Raw genomic sequence first — 17,233 nt, 5'->3', positions numbered from 1 at the left:
AATGAAGAAAAATTTTCTAATATTTCTGTTTTTGATTGTATCTATAATAAGCTTTACTATTGATTTGGATTTTAATAACAAACCATTGATAGATGTACTAAATTATATAGAAAATGAAACAGGAGTTAAGTTTATAATATTGGCAGACGACATTGATAGATTTATAACACTTTCTCTTAAGGATGTTAGTTTAGATGTTGCATTGAGAAGTATCTTATTACCTTATGATCTTGATTATGAACGTATTTCAAATGATACTTTTTTAATATACTCTACAACTCAGAAAAAAACTGCTAAATTGATGCCAAAAATATATACTTTAAAACATACATCTCCAGAATTAATTTCAAATTATCTTTCATTAAACGGTATAGAAAATTACGTAATTGATGAAAAGCTTGTGTTTTATGTAGATTCAGAAGAAGAATATAAAAGAATTATATCTGACATTGAGAAACTTGATGAAAAGAGTATAAATGGAAAACTTTTAATTTTTTCTGTATTAAAATTGAATAAATACAAAGAAGTATCCACATTAGATGACAACGATCTTATTAATTTATACAATTATTCTCAGAGTTATAAATTATTTTCTTTTGTAGAAAGTGGATACCTAAGTTATATGGATGTTAAAATGCCTGCTACAGCAACTTCTCAGGCCATAAAAATTGCAGAATTTACATCGAATGAATTTATTCTGAGGATAAATTCTGAAAAGGAGAACAAAAGACTTGAGCTTTCAATTGGAAGCGATGTTTTTAGTACAACGTTGAAAGAGAATAACCAAGAGCAAAATATTGTTTTAAGAGGAAAAAAAGAAATTTATATTTTAAGATACAAAATTTTAAGTGATGTATTAGCAGAAAAGGTTAAAGATATAAGGTATTTTGATATAGAGGAAAATAAACAAATGGAAATAACTGCTGAGTATTTTAAAAATAGGACTGATCTTAAAATACAAGATAATAAGTATCTTTTAAAGTTGTCCTTTGAATCTATTGAAATTTTAGGTTTTGAGTTTTACACAAATGTGATTTATAACTTTAGTGTAGGTATAGGATTTGAATCAAATTTGTTCTTTTTGACATTGAATGATTTAATTAAGATAAATGACTTATCGCTGCAAATTAATTTAAGATACGATCTTGAAAATTTTTATTTAAGAAATTTGACAATTTATAGATTTGATTTTGATAAGTTCAAAATTGGGGTAGGCATTGAATTTTCAAATGATAGTACAGAAGTAGTTTTTCATACAAATGTTGATTTTTCAAGGTATGAGATCGGACTTAAAATTTCAAATGATAAATCCTTTGGAGTTTTATTGGGAGTAGTATATTAAAAGTCAATGAGAGAAAGCATTGGAATAAAATTAAAGTCTAAGGTAACATTTATTGTGTTTAGTGATAGATCGAAATCTGGATAGTTAAATTGAAGAATTAAATCACCCGATACTATTCCATATCCCCATCTAAAAATTTTGTATCCAATTTTTGTTGGATAGTTTGGATTCATAGAAATTGATTTCTTTCCTATCCATACATTGGTTACAGTTACTTTTGAGTTGTTTGTAGTTGGTAATATGTACATGTAAAAACCAGGCGATGAACTTATTTCCATGTAACCAACTATAGCTTTTTTTGTTAGATCGTCAATTACAAAGACCGAATTTTCGTTATATGACCATAAAATGTTTATAGTTTGAGGTATCATTACAATATTTAAAAGAAGAATTGCTAATAAAAATAATTTTCTCAAAAAATCACTCCCTTTTTACACTATTATAATATAAAAGCCACCCAAATTGGGTGGCTTTATTGCAATTTCACAAAATTTTTTATAATGGAAGGAATGTAAAGTCAAATTTTACTGTAAAATCATCTGATGCACTTGTGTAATCTCCACCGAATGTGATTGCAAGGTTACCTTCTAAAATCTTTGTTGAGACACTTGTTGGATTTGTGTTATCGTTGCTCAATATAGTACTTCCTACTTTAACTTCGTTAACTGCCAAATCAGTTACTCCACCGTCTGCAACAATAGTTGTTTGATAGTACATCTTGAATGTCTTGTTTGATTCAAATCTAATGTTACCAACGTTTGCAATACCTGTGGTATCATCAACTGCAAAGACTTGTGTTTCATCGTAGTCCCAAGTAACTTTTACCCATTGAGAAACACTAAAAGTTAATGTTTGTGTCCAGTTTCCGTTTGGATTTAATTTGATGTTTGCTGAACCAGCGGCAAAAACAGCTAAGCTTAAGAGTGCAATAAGAAGAATAACTACTTTTTTCATGCTTTCCCTCCTTTAAATTATGATTTAAATTTTCATTTTTAATTTTATCTATATTTCGAGCATTATCAAAACCATACCAATAAATTATTGGTAAATAATAAATCAAAATTTATTTCTTAAGAAAAAATTGTTACGTGGTTTTAAGAAGGGGCAGTAAAATTACTAGTGACTTATACAGGGAATGTAAAGTAGATCTTTTTACCTTTTAAATTAAAAAAAACGGGACTTCTAAATAGAAGTCCCGTTTTATGTGATTTGTATTTTTTTAATTTTCTACTTGCATTGCAATATCGATTGGTCCATAGGTTCTGCCGGAGCTAAATGTGTAGCTTCCTTTGTATCCAAAGTAATCTCCTGTATCTATAACACCATTATTATTGTAATCTCTCCAGGCACATACATAGGAATAATAACCTGGAATTACGGATTTTAATGTATAATTTCCGTTGCTGACTTTTCCGTATTCACTAACTACTTCATAGCTTCCAGTCCAGAAATTGTATCTTAATACGAAAACTTTTGTTTCTACGTCATTTGGTTGTGGCTCTGGATTTGGAGGATTTGTACTTCCACCATTATAGTTAATAGCTGCGTATGCGTCAATTAAACCTGCACCGTAGTAGTCATCTTCACCAGTTGGTCCTAAATCTTTTGCAGTATTTTTCAAAGCGGCTCTAATTTCTTCTGGTTGTGTTTTTCCAGAAGCATACAATAATGCAGCGACTCCAGTTACGTGTGGTGCGGCCATTGAAGTACCTTGTAAGAACATATAGGTATCACCATTGCTTGGAGTCCATGCTGTACTTAAAACACCATCTGCATAACCATCACCATTTTGATCAACACTTGTGTCTCCACCTGGTGCTGCAACATCTACTTCTGGCCCATAGTTTGAGTAAGGTGCTCTTTGAAGATCATATCTTACCGCTGCCACAGCGATTGTTTCAGGGTATTTAGCTGGGTATGAAACAGGTCCATTTTCGTTACCTGCTGCACAAACAATTGTAACGCCTTTATTATATGCATATTGGATTGCATCTCTTAAAATTTGAGAATCTCCACCGCCACCAAGGCTCATATTTATTATTTTTGCTCCATGGTCTGCAGCATATCTTACACCTTGAGCAACTGCATCAAGCGTTCCAGAACCATCTGCTCCAAGTACTCTTATAGGCATTATCTTTATACCGTATCCACCCCAATTAACTCCTGCAACACCTTTTCCATTGTTACTTAATGCAGCAATCGTACCTGTTACGTGTGTTCCATGGCTTACGTCTTTTGCAGGATCTGTTGGATCATTATCATTATCAACAAAGTCGTAACCTTGTACAAAGATGCCTTGTAAGTCTGGATGTGTAAAGCTTACTCCTGTGTCAACAACTGCAACAACGACGTTTGCACTTTTTATAATGTCCCATGCCTTTGGCAAATTGATTGCTTCATAGTGCCATTGATAGCTGTAGTAAGAATCATTTGGAACAGCAAATGCTCTATAAATATAGTTAGGTTCTATGTATTTTACTCCACCAAGTTTTTTCAAAACATTTAATTTTTTGTCATCTGCTTTGACTTTGAATATATAAGCTTTTTTTCCATCAAGACTGTTAGTTGAATATGCATTTTCTACAGAAATTCCCAATTTTGAAATATTTTGAATATCTCCTTCATAGTAAACAACATATTCGCCTTTTACAAATTCTGCATTTTGATTTTCTACACTGTATGGTGCATACGTTCCATCGGGAAGTTTCACTGTACCGTAAACTGTTGCATAACTTGTTGCTTTTGAGCTAACAAGTGTAAGATCTGATAAGCTTTTTCCTTTAAGAAATTCTAGTGGATTTGTAGAAACAGCTCCATCAGTATTTTTTGTAACATTTGAGTCCATACACCCAAATAAAACAAAAGTAACTACCGCCAAAACAACCAATAAAACTTTCTTCATATCCCCTATCCCCCCTACTAAAATATGGTAAAGTAATTTTAAAGACATGGAGTATTTTATCTATTTTTATATTCATTTTTTAAACCAAAACGATAAATTATCAATAAATTTTTAATCAAAATTTGAGTTGTTAAAATTCTATCCCCTTTCTTGCCTTAACACCTTTTTTGTAATAATGTTTAATTTCTTTCATTTCAGTTACAAGGTCTGCAATTTCTATAAATTTTTCGGGTGCATATCTTCCAGTTAAAATAATTTCTACATTTTCATCTCTGTGATTTAGTACTTCTAAGACGTCTTCGACAGAAAATAACTTGTAGTAGATTGCAACATTTACTTCATCTAGGATTACCACATCGTATTTTTTACTCTTTAAGACTTCTTCAATTCTCTTGAGTCCTTTTTTTGCAGCGTCGATGTCTTCTTGAGTTGGTTTGTTAAAAATGAAGCAATTTCGTCCAAATTGTTCTATTTCTATGTTCTTTATAAATTCCGGAACTCTTAGCTCGCTATAATCCATTCCTTTTATAAATTGACCAATAAACACCTTTTTATCAGCACAGGCTGCCCTAAGTGCAAGTCCAAAAGCTGCAGTTGTTTTTCCTTTACCGTTACCCGTGTAAACATGGATGTATCCCATTTTATCCCCTCCATTTTCTAAGTGTATTAAGCAATTTTTCATTGCTTTTTTTATCTTTAAGACCTATTCTTACAAGGTTTAGTCCAAAATTTCTTGCATCTCTAACATGGATTTTTCTACTGTGGCAAAAATTTAAAAAGTTATCTATATCTGATACATCTACTAGAAAGTAGTTGGTATCACTTTTTGTGTAGATAAAATCTTTAAATTTTTCTTTTTGCTCCTTTATAAATGAAATGGTTCTATTTTTAAAAATATTAACTGTATCAATGTTTTTTAAAAGGGTATTTAAAAATGTATATCCCATTCCACCGATAGCCCATGACATTCTATATTTTTTAAATATTTCTTGGTATTTTTTTGTTTTCACATATCCTACCCTTATTCCTGGTATTCCAAAAAATTTTGTAAAAGTTCTATTCAGTAGTACATTGTCAAATTTTTCATAATCTTTTGGATTTTCTACAAAGTCTATGAAGGCTTCATCTAGAACAATATCTATATTTTGATTTAATTTAAAAAATTCTTCTAAGTCTTTATAAATCCCTGTTGGATTATTTGGATTTCCAAGTATTAACACTATCTTTTTAAATTTTTTACTAGCAAGTTTTATTTCACGTTCAATAACGTTTAGATCAAGGTCCTTACTTACAAAATACCACGGAGTTTTAATTTCTTTTGCTGAAAATTGTGCAACTTTAAAGTATTCTGAATAATTGGGTCTGGGTATAATAACACAGGCATCGTTTAAAATGTGATATCCTATTATGTGAAATGCTTCGGTTGCACCAGCAACTATTACACTTTTTCCAAAAATTTTTTGAAATTTATCTTCTATCCAATCAACGTAGGTGTATCTAAAAATATCTTCTTTTCTTATAACATCATCAAACCAGTCAATTTTTATTGGATTTACAGATATTGAAAAATCTAAAAAAGTTTCGTCTTTAATACCACCGTGAACAAAACTATTGCTATCCACACAAACACCACCTTTGTATATAAAGATAGTCCCTTTAAAATATCCTCTTTTTCAACACGCTTTCCTTCAAGTTTATAAACTCCAACTTTTTCAAATCCAAGGTTTAAAACACCAGCAAATGCACTCATTGGATACATGGAGTTTATTTTTAGTCTTCTGTATTTTTTTAGATAAGAAAAGGCACCTTTAAAATTAAAAAGGGCAATTAATAAAGCGGTAATTCTCGCAGGGATAAAGTTTAATACATCATCAAATCTTGCGGGGAATTTTCCAAACCATTCATATCTTTCATTTCTATATCCAAATAGTGCATCGTAGGTGTTAACTACTCTATATAAAAGTGCACCGTATATTCCAAAAATTAAATAGTAAAAGAGTGGACTAACTACACCATCTGATATGTTTTCAGATAAACTTTCAAGGGCTGCAGAATAAAGTTTATCTTTATTTAATTTTGAAACATCTCTACTTACAATGTATGATACATTTTTTCTAAGTTTTTCTTCTTCATCTTCATAGCACCTTTTTACATGAGAATATAATGACTTTATGGAAAAAGTGGATGTTAAAAAATAAATTTCAAACCATTTTGAGATTGATAATAAAGTTTTACACAAAAAAAGCCAAAACAAAATTTCTAAAATTAATGCAAACATGCCTAAAAGAAAACGTGCATGTTTTGATTTTTCCAAAAACTTTCCGATAAATCCCATATATACAACAGGATGAATAAAGTTTGGAAGTTCGCCAATAGTTATATCAATTAGAAGACTTATTAGAAGAATAAACAATTTTCTCAATCTCCTTCATATTAAGACTAGATGTTATGATTTCAGTAACTCTATCTATTTCTTCTTCCAGTGTTCTAACCACAATATTTTTTTTTGAGTAACCTCTTTGTATTCTTAAAAAATTTAAGAGTTTTTCTAGAAAATCATTGTTGTGGAATATGTTATGAATGTATGTAGCAAAGATATTATCTTTAATGGCACCATCTTTTATAACTTTCTTATTAAAATATATTTTTGAAAAAGGTTTTTCAAATGATTTTGTAATTCCATGGTGAATTTCAAAGCCTTTTACGGTTGTATTAAATAATTTTTCTTTTGCATATACGTTTCTTACTGTCTTTTTGTCTATAAAGTATGTATATGAATTGAGATATCCAAGTCCTTCGTATTCTTTTTCTTCTTCTACAAGTTTTTTGCCAAGCATTTGATAACCACCACATATGCCAAATAAAAATGCACCTTTTGAAAGAGCCCTTTTGATTTGTGTGTTTTTTTCTTTTAGCCATAGCAAATCGTGAATTGTTGATTTTGTACCAGGAATTATAATTAGATCAACATCTTCCCTTATGTTTTCTACATACCTTGCATTTGTATTTAAAAAGAGAGGTTCAAAATCAAAGGTATTTGATATATGTGGAAGTTTTAGTATATCTACTTTTAGATCACCTTTTCCTTCTTTAAATGGAGTAATATCTTCTTCAAAGAGGTTGTGATTGAAATATTCTATAGTCCCAAGAAACTTTATATTAAATCTTTTTCCAAACTTTTCAGGGAAATCTAAAAGAAGCCTTTTGTCTCCTTTGAATTTGTTGAATATATACCCTTTTACTAATTTTCTTTCTTCTTTATTGAATAAAACCATAGTTCCTGCAATTTGCGCAAAAGCACCGCCTCTGTCAATATCTGCAACCAATATTACACTTGCATTTGCCTTCTTTGCAATTGCCATATTTGAAATATCTTTTATATTTATCTCTGCAGCAGATCCTGAACCTTCTACAATAACAAGCTCATGCTTTTTTTCTAAATTTTTAAGACATTCATATGCAACATTTAAAAGTTCTTCTTTGGATGAATACATGTATTTCTTGTTTTTAATCTTTTCTACTGGTTTTCCTTTTACAATAAGCTGGGAGCCAGTGATATCAGGTTTTAAAAGTATGGGGTTCATAACATAACTTGGTCTTTTGTTGCAGGCAATTGCCTGTATATATTGTGCAATCGCCATCTCTCCACCATCATCGCTTACTATGCTGTTTAGAGAAATATTTTGAGCTTTAAACGGTACTACGTCTACTCCTTTTTTTGCAAAATATCTGCAAAGAGCTGTTGCAATGGTGGTTTTACCAACATTAGAGGCTGTTCCTTGTACCATTAATACCATCTATACCACCTCAAGTATAAGCAAAATAAGGCCATGCACGAAAAGACAAGTTCCACCAAGCACATCACCTGTTACGCCACCAATTTTGTTAGTAGCGATTTTTGATATTAAGTAAGTAGTTATCAAGGTTACAGTCAATGAAATGATATATTGTTTAAAGAATATAATAAGGAAAAATGTAAATATTGTTGAAAATAATAAATTCTTTTTTTCAAAAGGAAAAAACAATGCACCAAGTCCTTCTTTTTTGGCTGGCTTTGAAAATGCCATTAAAAGCACCATAGAATATCTTCCAAATGTTGAAGATATAAAGAAATGAAATGGTTTTGCATTTAAATAAAGATGCCAGAAAACTACTACAAAGAGTGTTCCAAAGAAAACAGCAAATGGTCCAACGTCTCCTTTGCTCATAATTTCTAATCTTTTTTCTTTGGTTGATTGGTTTAAAAAACCATCGAGTGTATCTAAAAATCCATCGAAATGGAAGAGGTCGAAAAAATAAAAGGCTAACACAAGGAAAAAGACTTTAAGTGCCAGGTTATTTGATAATCCTCCAAGATAATATATGCTGCCAACTATGTAACCTACTAGCGGAAAAAAGCCTGGAAGTTTTTTAACCCTTCTATCAAAGTCATTTACTTTAATATTTAATGGCAGTCTTGAGATAAAGGAAAGTGAAAGAAGAAAATTTTTTATCATAAATTTTCCCTCCAGAGGTTGTAGGAATCTAAAAAGTCGTTAAGATCGAAGACTTCAAAACATATATATTTAAGATTTGGCATTAATTTCATGTATTCTTTTGAAAGTAAAAGAGTTTCTTTGTCAAGTTTTAAGTGATCTTGATCACCTTTTACTCCCATTAAATGAAATTCTACGGTATTTTCGAAAAATTCTTTTGTTACTTTCATACCTAAAATGTGATGACCAATATCAAATACCGTTCTATCGTGTATTAAAATGTCTTTTTTTAGATTTTCAACGGAAATTTTGTCTGATTTTTTCAACAAAGGTTCTATACAATCTATTGGGTGGGCAACATAATTTAATATTGGTAAGTTACTTTCTTCAAAAAAATTAAATGCCTCTTCAACGTTGTTTATACAGTCTGTTGGAAGATGTACGGTATATTCTAACCCGTATTTTTTTGAGATTTTATAAAGTTCTGGAAGTTCATTTTTTAGCATATGTCTTGTTTCCTTGTCAAATGAAAAAACAAGAAGTTCTACAAAATCGACTATTTCAGCAACTAGTTTAACATTTTCAAGATAACCTCCAGGAATAAGCCATGAAGTGGTTCCTATTTTCATTTTATTTTCACCCCTATCCCCGATACCATTAAATAGACATTATCTGAAAGTGATGCAACTTTTTTGTTGAGCAGTCCCAAGATGTCTACATATTTTCTTGAAAGTTTGTTTTCTGGTATTATTCCCCATCCTACTTCATTTGTGATGATAATTAAGTTGTAATTGATTCTTTGTAGTGAATCAATGAGTTTTTTTGTATAATATTCTATATCTTTTTCATAATAAAATAGGTTTCCAAGGTAGGTTGTAAGGCAGTCAAGTATTGCAACTTCATACTTTTGATTTAGACTTTCAATGATTTTATAGATCTCTATTGGTTCTTCAAAAGTGTCAAAACCTATTCTTTCTTGTTTGTGCTTTTCTATTCTTTTTTTCATCTCTTCATCAAAAGCAACGCCAGTTGCAATAAATGCCTTTTTTTCAAAGTTTTCTGATAACTTTAAAGCAAAACTACTTTTTCCTGATTTTACACCACCAGTTATAAGAGTTATCATGATATCACCTTTTTATTTTTAAAGTTAAAGTATTTTATAGCAGCTTCTATTAAATAAACAGATAAAGCTGCTCCAGTTCCTTCGCCAAGTCTCATATCAAGATCTAAAATAGGTCTTACGCCTAGGCTATCTAAAATGATTTTATGCCCTTTTACTTTTGATAAATGTCCGAAAAAGGCGTAATCTAAAACTTTTTCATTTATCTTATACGCTAGGTAAAATCCAGCGGTTGTTGGAAATCCGTCTACAACCACAGGGACTTTATTTTTAAAAGCTTCTAAGATAAAACCTGCCATTTGTCCTATGCAGTATCCGCCAACCTTTGAGAGAACATCAATTGGATCATTTGGGTTTGGTCTATTTATTTTCAAAGCTTTTTTTACAATATTTCTTTTCTTTATTACGGAAGAAGGAGGTATAGGTGTTCCAATATCGGTTATTTTATCCACATCAAAACCAAATGCAGCAAATATTGCTGTTGCTGTTGTTGTATTACCGATACCTTTATCACCTATTACAAGTAAATCAGCACCTTGCTTTATAGCTTTTTTTGCAACTTTCATTCCATATTCAATACACCTAATTGCTTCTTCTCTTGTCATTGCAGGTCCCTTTGAAAAATCTTTTGTACCATATCCTACTTTCATTTTTACCAATGAAGGATTATCTTCAAAATCATAATCTACACCACTGTCCACCACAAAAAATTTAAGTCCCATATGCCTTGCAAAGACATTTATGCCTGCACCACCTTTAAAATAATTTAAAACCATTTGGTAGGTGACGTTTTTAGGATATGCGGAAACTCCGTTTTGTACTACTCCATGATCTGCAGCAAAAACATAAACTCTTTTGTCCTTGAACATAGGCAATGGAGTTTGCTTTTTTATTTTAAAAAGTTTATTAGCAAGTTCTTCAAGATACCCTGCCTCATTCATTTTAATTCCCCCTTGAGTATGTTAGAAAGTATTTTTGAAAATTTATTAAAATTATCTATATAATATAGATTAGTCTGCACTCTTAAATCGGAACTGCCAAACCCTTTAGGACCTGTAAAAAATTGAGACATGTAGAGTGAAATCTTTTCCTCACATTTTGTATTTGAAGAAACCATTATAACTGATTTTACGCTTGATTTATCAAGAAGATAATCGATATGCCAGTGTAACTTTTTATTTTTGGACAAGTGCCTAGATACTCTTTTTTCAAGATTGTTCATAGCAGAGCCCACATATACGTAAGTACCTTTTTTTAGATTCCATTTTTTTATTTTGGTATCTATTGGCAATTCAATTAATAGTAAGTAGCATCCTTTCATATTTTCACCTTAATAAAAACAAAAATTTCCCCGAAATGCCCTAGCATTCGGGAAGTAACTTTCATCATAGGCAGGTCTCCCGGCTCCCGGATCAACCTACTCTCCACGCCTTCCCAGGAAATACTCCCAGTGGCATTCTGTGGATTTCGTCCCCGGTTACGGTTGCTGGGCAGCCCCGGCCTTTCACCGGCGTTCCCTTAACCTATGATGGTTTTCTATATTATATACTATAAAAGGCCGGATTACCCGGCCTTTTGGTCGGGGTGACTGGACTTGAACCAGCGACCTCTTGCGCCCCATGCAAGCGCGCTAGCCAACTGCGCTACACCCCGATACATTAAAATTATATTCTATCTTTCTTTTTATGTCAAACACTGTAAAATTGTTGAATCTTGTAAAAATATGATTTTTTGATTTGTTCTTTGCTGAAAAATGTGAATTTTTGAAGAATCTCAATATTAAAGATTGTTATATAAATCTGAAATTTTTTTGTCGAATTTTCAGCTTTTTTTATGATAAAATTATACGTGGGTATAGGAGGCGTATAAATGGTTAAATTTTATCTAAAATATTTTTTAATTGCTTTTTTGATTTTTTTATTATTTCCAATGTTGTTTTATTATTTTTCACATCCAAAAGGAGTAAAAATTGAAGAAGCAGAGAATGGAATAAAACTTCCTATTTCATTAGTGTTAAATTCTAGGAAAACTATTAATTTAGAATTTAAAATTCCAAATGGATATGAGTATGTGTATTTTCCATATGTTGAATGTTCGTATATTAAAGTGTATTCTTCGGGGAAATTAATTGGAAAATATGGGTTCAATGACAGGAATGCACATTCTTGGTTTATTCCTTTTTTGTTTGAAATTCCGGAGAATATAAAAACTTTGAAAGTTGAGATTAGCGGTGTTTATTCAATTGGACTTGATAGTTTTTATTTGATAGATAGAAATGAAAGGATAAAATATATCTGTTTAAAGTTTTTATCAGATAATTTAATAAATATATCTATAGGGCTTGTTTTAACACTTGGAATATTACTTTTAATGCTTTCAAAAAATACAACATTACTTTCAAGAAAAAATGCATATATATATTTTGGACTTTCTAGTATTTTTGCCTCTATATGGGTTTTTGATCTTGTGTCGTTTGAAGCTTTTTGGTTTCCTATAAGGAAGTTATTTATAGCATCTGCGTATTTTTCACTTTTATTAATAATTGTTGGATTTGAAACTTATAATTTTTCAAAGGTTGGTAAAGTAGGAAAAATTGTAGCGGCTTTAAATTTTACAGCAGGTTTTTTACCTCTACTAACGCTTTCCGAATATCAATTGAAAATTGTTTCAACATATGTATCACCTCTTTTGATAGTAGATGCATTATATATAGTATATATAACTTTTAGGGCGTATATACCTCTTGATATGCTTTTTTCTTCATTTTTTGCAATAACCGTATTTCATGATGCGTTGGTTATGGTTTTGAAAATTCCGACAAGATTTTTTTCACCGTATGGAATAATTGCAATTTATTTGAGTTTTGCATCAAATATTCTTTTTGAATATAAAGAAAAATCTACAGAGGTAAATATATTATATGCACAAAGTATTATAGATAAACTAACTGGTGCGTATAACCGTGGAGTTTTAAATAATAATTTTTTGAAAAAAGGAGATGTATTGGTTTTTGTTGATCTAAATAAATTTAAGCAAATCAATGACACGCTGGGTCATGATGTTGGAGACAAGGTATTACAAAAACTTTCAAGTATAATTAAGTCGCATATTAGCTCTTCAGATCTTCTTGTTAGAATGGGTGGTGATGAGTTTTTAGTTGTTTTGAAAAATAAAGATAAGAATGTAGCAGAAGATTTAATGAAAAAAATTCTTGAAGAGTTTAAAAATTCCTTTGAATTTTCACCAACATTTTCTTGGGGTATTTCAAAGATTGAAGATGATAATATAGACAATGCTATTAGGGATGCAGATGATTTAATGTATAAAATGAAGAGGAAAAAATAGTTATGCGATAATACTTTTTTGATATATATTCCAAAGATGCAGAGCAGGATCGAAGCTTTGTAGGAAAAGATTCACTCTATTTTCTTTTAAGACTTTTCTTGTTTTGTTATTGTATGTAATAACGATCTTTCTTTTTTCATCGTATATAATGAATTTTTCGTTTTTGAGTCTTTCAAGAAAGTATAAGAATAAAAGATCTATTATATTCGAGTTAGAGGAAAATGAAGATGTAAATACTCCATTGTATTCTAAAAAGTAGATCTTTCTTTTAATTTTTTCAAATTCAGTCAATACATCTTTAGAAATTTTCCTAAGTGTTTTTTTTAAAAAGATATTTTTTGTGATAACATGTCTTATAATTAGCGATTCAATATTTCTGATTTCAGAAAGAAATGGTAAAAAAACGTAACTGTCGTGTATAAATTTTTTGGTAAATGCTATTTCAGAAAGATCGACAAGAATTGAGATTTTCCTTTCTTTTTTTAAGACAAAATCCGGTATTATGTTGTTGTTATAACAAAATTGAATGAGTTTAAGTAGTCCATTAAAAGTTCCATCGTATGATACCATCATTTACAAATCCCACCCATTTTGAGAAAATTCAAACAAAGGCATGTAAGCCTTTGAATCTTTAAATTTTTTTCCTTTAATAGTGATAAAGTTTTTTGCTTTTTTTAGAGAAATTCCTGCCTTTTTTAGAGTTTCAAAGTTAAGTATTCCATGTTTTCTTAGCATGATTATTTTTTGAGCAGATTTAAGACCAATTCCGGGGATCCTTATTAATTCATCAAATGTTGCTTTGGATATATCTATTGGAAAGAATTCTGGATGTTTTAGGGCCCACAAAGATTTTGGATCGATATTTAAATCGAGGTTTTCACAGTTATCAAAAATTTCTTCTATAGAGTAATTGTAGAATCTTATGAGAAAATCTGTTTGATACAATCTGTGTTCTCTTAAGGAACTTTCACTTTTTTGAGGAAGCCTTTTATCTTTGTTTATAGCTATATACCCTGAATAATACACCCTTTTAAGTTTATATATTTTATAGAGTTTGCTTGAAAATTCTATAATTTTTTTATCTGATTCGTTAGTTGCCCCAACTATTATCTGTGTTGTTTGCCCAAGTGGAGAATAAGGTTTTACATGTGAATATTTCTTTTTTTCTTCAATGTACTGAAGATATTTAATTGAACAAGTTCGTAATGGTTTTTGTATTGCTTCTGGCTTTTTTTCAGGTGTAAGATTAAAAAATGCATCTTTTTTTAAAAATTCTACATTTATACTTACCCTGTCTGCATATATTCCAGCCTTTTCAACTAATGTCTCGTCTGTTCCTGGAACTATTTTTAAGTGAATGTAGCCAGGAAATTTTTCTTCTTCCCTTAGTTTCTTTGCAACTTTTATCAATTGCTCCATAGTATAGTTTGGATCCTTTATTATAGCAGAGCTTAAAAAAAGACCTTCTATGTAATTTCTTTTGTAAAAATCCACAGTTAGTTTTACAACTTCATCTACTGTAAAACTTGCACGTTTTATGTTATTTGATTTTCTGTTTATACAGTATGCACAATCGTATATACATGCATTTGAAAATAATATTTTTAAGATAGGAACATACCTACCATTTGCGACGCTGTAATACACAAAATCTTTTTTTCTCTCTCCAAAAGAACATGAAACATCGTATTTTGCCGCAGCTGAAAGAATGCTTAGTTTTTCCTCAAGTGTCATACTAACCCCTCCGAGTATACGTTTGTATATATTATATCATGAAAAAATATATTTTTCAAAATTTTGAGTAATCTTAAGGTATAAAGTTATATAAAATTTTGTTTTTTTATATAAAAATATATAAAAATTGTATAAGAGTTGAATTTTAGGTGTTTTTCCCTTAGAGTTAAATAGTCAAAAATGACTATGGGAGGGATTTTTATGAAAAAGATTTTATTATTTCTTTTGTATTTCAATTTTTTGTTAACTTATGCTGGAGGGATTTACAAATTTCCAGCAGAATATTTTAAACATGAAGCTACATGGCTTGTTTGGCCTCATGAACATACATATGGAGAAAAGTATAGAGATGAACTTGAACCGATATGGATTGAGATGGCAAAGTATTTAAGTTTTTCAGAGAAGGTATGCATTATTGTATACGATAGAAATGAAAAGTATAGAGTATCAAAGATTTTAGAAAAGTCTAAAGCAAATATGGAAAACGTAAGGTTTTTTGTATATAAAACGGATGATGTGTGGATAAGGGATACTGGGCCTCTTTTTGTATACGATGAAAATAAAAATTTAATGGTATTAAATTTTGGATTTAATGGTTGGGGAGGGAAAGTACCATACAATAGAGATAAAAACTTAAAAAATTTTATAGGAAAATTATTAAATTTGGAAATAATTAATCTTAAAGATATTGTTCTTGAAGGGGGTGCTGTGGAATTAGAAGATGATGGTACATGTTTATTAACTAAAAGTGCTATTTTAAATAAAAATAGAAATCCGGATTTGTCAGTTGAAGAGTTAAAGTTTTATTTAAATAAATATCTTGGAGCAAGTAAGTTTGTAATTTTAGAAGGAGTTAAAGGAATTGACATCACTGATTTTCACATTGATGGTTTTGCAAAAGTTTATAAGGATAAGATAATAACGATGAAAAGGGAAGATTTAATAGAATGGGGTCTTTCAGAAGGTGATATAGAAATTTTATATTCTGCGAAAAATAGTAAAGGAAAGAAATTTGATTTTGTTTTTTTGCCGCTTACAAAAAATAATGTGACTTTGAAAAATGGAAAAAACTTGAGGTATAAAGGAACATATGTAAATTTTTATATTGCAAATAAAGTTGTTTTAGTACCAGTATATAATGATCCAAATGATAGTATAGCTTTAAGAATACTTGAAAATATTTTTCCTGAAAGAAGAGTTGTAGGTATCGATGTTAGAGAATTATATAAATATGGAGGTATGATACATTGTGTTACAATTCAACAACCAAAAATGGTAGAACATAATTAAACTATATAAAGAATGCTTAATTTTTTCCTCTAGTGTCATATCAACCCTTCCGAGTATACTTTTTATGTCATGAAAAAAATATATTTTTCAAAATTTTAAAATATAAAAGTTGGGTTGAAGTTGAGTTTTAAACAAATTTTATTTATTTTTAAAAAAATGAAGATAGTGGGAAGCTTGGCTACACAGGGATATGTATTATAAAAGCTATAGAAAAGTACTGAACTGATTTTTTGTGTGATAAGGGAAGATTTGTTAGTATAAAACCTCTCGAACCAAGAATCAAAGGAGACAACTATCTCGACTTGAATTCGCTTGATATTCTTTATTTGTTTTTTCAGATTTTTCTTTATATCCTCAAGTGTTTTCATTCTTTTACCTTCATGCCAGTTACTATTTTAAAGTTTTGAACTCACAAAAACGATTTTCTGACTTCTAAAAAAGTAACGACAGGTTCTTTTACAATACTTTTTCTACTTATATTATATCTATTAATTTTTGGATGATTTTACTTTGGAAATAGCATTCAGAGATTTTCACATCTTCTCCTGAGTAAAAACCATATTTATCTTTTTCAATTGTCACATAGAACTCTATAACTCTTTTATTTCTTCGAAAGTTATTAGTTATTATTTAAATTTCTCTGCGTTTAATTAATTGAACAAGTTTAAAAATCCAAACCTTTTCCATTCGCCACTTTTCCTTCTGGATATCTTTACATCAATAATACCAAAAGCAAGTGATAATGCTGTCTTGCTATGATTTCCAAATTGTGGATGTTTTCATTTGGAATCTTATCGAAATCATTATCATAACTCACAACAATAAAATCGTACTTTGCAGATGTGATGTACTGATATACGTCTTTTGACTTGAGTTTCAGTTTTCCTATTTTTTATCTATGAGGTAATTGATACCTACGCTTACCGTAAAGATTTATTCATCTTGGAACTCTTTAAGAAATATAGGGTAAAGATCTTCTAACCTGTTCTTCGACAAGAACGCATCTATATTGTGCAGTGAAAAAT

At 30.0% G+C, this 17,233-nt stretch carries 17 protein-coding genes, 1 tRNA gene and 1 riboswitch; of the genes, 3 read left to right on the top strand and 15 right to left on the bottom strand.

Features of this window, described 5'->3' with window-relative positions:
- The first annotated feature begins 1 nt into the window (after window position 1).
- Complete coding sequence (locus EO083_RS06265; RefSeq protein WP_126993316.1) at window positions 2–1,342, top strand: STN domain-containing protein; 1,341 nt, start codon at window positions 2–4, stop codon at window positions 1,340–1,342.
- Here EO083_RS06265 and EO083_RS06260 read toward each other — a convergent pair.
- The 13 genes from EO083_RS06260 to EO083_RS06200 all read right to left on the bottom strand — a co-directional run bounded on the left by EO083_RS06260 (window position 1,339) and on the right by EO083_RS06200 (window position 11,492).
- On the bottom strand, window positions 1,339–1,758 hold the full coding sequence (locus EO083_RS06260) for a hypothetical protein (protein WP_126993315.1): 420 nt from the start codon (window positions 1,756–1,758) through the stop codon (window positions 1,339–1,341). The two genes, EO083_RS06265 and EO083_RS06260, sit on opposite strands and share 4 nt — an antisense overlap.
- A gap of 79 nt (window positions 1,759–1,837) precedes the next feature.
- Window positions 1,838–2,296: a hypothetical protein gene (locus EO083_RS06255; protein WP_126993314.1), complete on the bottom strand. Its 459-nt coding sequence runs from the start codon at window positions 2,294–2,296 to the stop codon at window positions 1,838–1,840.
- 265 nt (window positions 2,297–2,561) lie between these two features.
- Window positions 2,562–4,244, bottom strand: a complete 1,683-nt coding sequence (locus EO083_RS06250) for a S8 family peptidase (RefSeq protein WP_126993313.1) — start codon at window positions 4,242–4,244, stop codon at window positions 2,562–2,564.
- A 130-nt stretch (window positions 4,245–4,374) separates the two neighbouring features.
- On the bottom strand, window positions 4,375–4,884 hold the full coding sequence (gene cobO / locus EO083_RS06245) for a cob(I)yrinic acid a,c-diamide adenosyltransferase (protein ID WP_126993312.1): 510 nt from the start codon (window positions 4,882–4,884) through the stop codon (window positions 4,375–4,377).
- Window position 4,885: 1 nt separating this feature from the next.
- Window positions 4,886–5,866 (bottom strand): aminotransferase class I/II-fold pyridoxal phosphate-dependent enzyme, encoded by a 981-nt coding sequence (locus EO083_RS06240; RefSeq protein WP_126993311.1) that lies wholly within the window; start codon window positions 5,864–5,866, stop codon window positions 4,886–4,888.
- Window positions 5,815–6,657: an adenosylcobinamide-phosphate synthase CbiB gene (gene cbiB, locus EO083_RS06235; RefSeq protein ID WP_126993310.1), complete on the bottom strand. Its 843-nt coding sequence runs from the start codon at window positions 6,655–6,657 to the stop codon at window positions 5,815–5,817. The genes EO083_RS06240 and cbiB overlap by 52 nt, the downstream gene beginning before the upstream one ends.
- Window positions 6,626–8,041, bottom strand: coding sequence for a cobyric acid synthase (locus EO083_RS06230; RefSeq protein WP_126993309.1), 1,416 nt, complete (start codon window positions 8,039–8,041; stop codon window positions 6,626–6,628). The genes cbiB and EO083_RS06230 overlap by 32 nt, the downstream gene beginning before the upstream one ends.
- Entirely contained in the window at window positions 8,042–8,740 is a 699-nt protein-coding gene (locus EO083_RS06225; protein WP_126993308.1) for an adenosylcobinamide-GDP ribazoletransferase, read from the bottom strand. It abuts the gene before it with no gap.
- The gene (gene cbiR, locus EO083_RS06220; protein WP_126993307.1) at window positions 8,737–9,348 is read right to left on the bottom strand and encodes a cobamide remodeling phosphodiesterase CbiR; all 612 of its coding nucleotides are present in this window, start codon (window positions 9,346–9,348) and stop codon (window positions 8,737–8,739) included. Before cbiR ends, EO083_RS06225 begins: the two co-directional genes overlap by 4 nt.
- The gene (cobU, locus tag EO083_RS06215) at window positions 9,345–9,842 is read right to left on the bottom strand and encodes a bifunctional adenosylcobinamide kinase/adenosylcobinamide-phosphate guanylyltransferase (RefSeq protein WP_126993306.1); all 498 of its coding nucleotides are present in this window, start codon (window positions 9,840–9,842) and stop codon (window positions 9,345–9,347) included. The genes cbiR and cobU overlap by 4 nt, the downstream gene beginning before the upstream one ends.
- Window positions 9,839–10,780: a nicotinate-nucleotide--dimethylbenzimidazole phosphoribosyltransferase gene (gene cobT / locus EO083_RS06210; protein ID WP_126993305.1), complete on the bottom strand. Its 942-nt coding sequence runs from the start codon at window positions 10,778–10,780 to the stop codon at window positions 9,839–9,841. The genes cobU and cobT overlap by 4 nt, the downstream gene beginning before the upstream one ends.
- Window positions 10,777–11,160 (bottom strand): GIY-YIG nuclease family protein, encoded by a 384-nt coding sequence (locus EO083_RS06205; protein WP_126993304.1) that lies wholly within the window; start codon window positions 11,158–11,160, stop codon window positions 10,777–10,779. The genes cobT and EO083_RS06205 overlap by 4 nt, the downstream gene beginning before the upstream one ends.
- Before the next feature lie 52 nt (window positions 11,161–11,212).
- A riboswitch (cobalamin riboswitch) is annotated at window positions 11,213–11,381 on the bottom strand.
- 34 nt (window positions 11,382–11,415) lie between these two features.
- Window positions 11,416–11,492: transfer RNA gene (locus EO083_RS06200), tRNA-Pro, on the bottom strand.
- Window positions 11,493–11,708: 216 nt separating this feature from the next.
- On the opposite strand from EO083_RS06200, the gene EO083_RS06195 reads away from it, so the two are divergent.
- Entirely contained in the window at window positions 11,709–13,184 is a 1,476-nt protein-coding gene (locus tag EO083_RS06195) for a GGDEF domain-containing protein (RefSeq protein WP_126993303.1), read from the top strand.
- On the opposite strand, the gene EO083_RS06190 is transcribed toward EO083_RS06195, so the two are convergent.
- Together EO083_RS06190 and EO083_RS06185 are read right to left on the bottom strand one after the other, a co-directional pair.
- A complete protein-coding gene (locus tag EO083_RS06190) occupies window positions 13,185–13,757 on the bottom strand; it encodes a DUF4130 domain-containing protein (protein WP_126993302.1) in 573 nt (190 codons plus the stop codon).
- A complete protein-coding gene (locus tag EO083_RS06185; protein WP_126993301.1) occupies window positions 13,758–14,918 on the bottom strand; it encodes a putative DNA modification/repair radical SAM protein in 1,161 nt (386 codons plus the stop codon).
- 201 nt (window positions 14,919–15,119) lie between these two features.
- Between EO083_RS06185 and EO083_RS06180 the strand changes: the two genes are divergently transcribed.
- A complete protein-coding gene (locus EO083_RS06180; RefSeq protein ID WP_164723701.1) occupies window positions 15,120–16,208 on the top strand; it encodes an agmatine deiminase family protein in 1,089 nt (362 codons plus the stop codon).
- The last annotated feature ends 1,025 nt before the right edge of the window (window positions 16,209–17,233 follow it).

The organism is Thermosipho globiformans (genome assembly GCF_003990895.1).
GTDB lineage: Bacteria > Thermotogota > Thermotogae > Thermotogales > Fervidobacteriaceae > Thermosipho > Thermosipho japonicus.
This window is presented reverse-complemented; position numbering and strand designations above follow the sequence as displayed.

Bases quoted from the DNA above. Each gene is read 5' to 3' on its own strand.
- EO083_RS06265 (WP_126993316.1), top strand. From the start codon at position 2: ATGAAGAAAAATTTTCTAATATTTCTGTTTTTGATTGTATCTATAATA.
- EO083_RS06255 (WP_126993314.1), bottom strand. From the start codon at position 2,296: ATGAAAAAAGTAGTTATTCTTCTTATTGCACTCTTAAGCTTAGCTGTT.
- EO083_RS06250 (WP_126993313.1), bottom strand. From the start codon at position 4,244: ATGAAGAAAGTTTTATTGGTTGTTTTGGCGGTAGTTACTTTTGTTTTA.
- cobO (WP_126993312.1), bottom strand. From the start codon at position 4,884: ATGGGATACATCCATGTTTACACGGGTAACGGTAAAGGAAAAACAACT.
- EO083_RS06230 (WP_126993309.1), bottom strand. From the start codon at position 8,041: ATGGTATTAATGGTACAAGGAACAGCCTCTAATGTTGGTAAAACCACC.
- EO083_RS06225 (WP_126993308.1), bottom strand. From the start codon at position 8,740: ATGATAAAAAATTTTCTTCTTTCACTTTCCTTTATCTCAAGACTGCCA.
- cbiR (WP_126993307.1), bottom strand. From the start codon at position 9,348: ATGAAAATAGGAACCACTTCATGGCTTATTCCTGGAGGTTATCTTGAA.
- cobU (WP_126993306.1), bottom strand. From the start codon at position 9,842: ATGATAACTCTTATAACTGGTGGTGTAAAATCAGGAAAAAGTAGTTTT.
- cobT (WP_126993305.1), bottom strand. From the start codon at position 10,780: ATGAATGAGGCAGGGTATCTTGAAGAACTTGCTAATAAACTTTTTAAA.
- EO083_RS06205 (WP_126993304.1), bottom strand. From the start codon at position 11,160: ATGAAAGGATGCTACTTACTATTAATTGAATTGCCAATAGATACCAAA.
- EO083_RS06195 (WP_126993303.1), top strand. From the start codon at position 11,709: ATGGTTAAATTTTATCTAAAATATTTTTTAATTGCTTTTTTGATTTTT.
- EO083_RS06190 (WP_126993302.1), bottom strand. From the start codon at position 13,757: ATGATGGTATCATACGATGGAACTTTTAATGGACTACTTAAACTCATT.
- EO083_RS06185 (WP_126993301.1), bottom strand. From the start codon at position 14,918: ATGACACTTGAGGAAAAACTAAGCATTCTTTCAGCTGCGGCAAAATAC.
- EO083_RS06180 (WP_164723701.1), top strand. From the start codon at position 15,120: ATGAAAAAGATTTTATTATTTCTTTTGTATTTCAATTTTTTGTTAACT.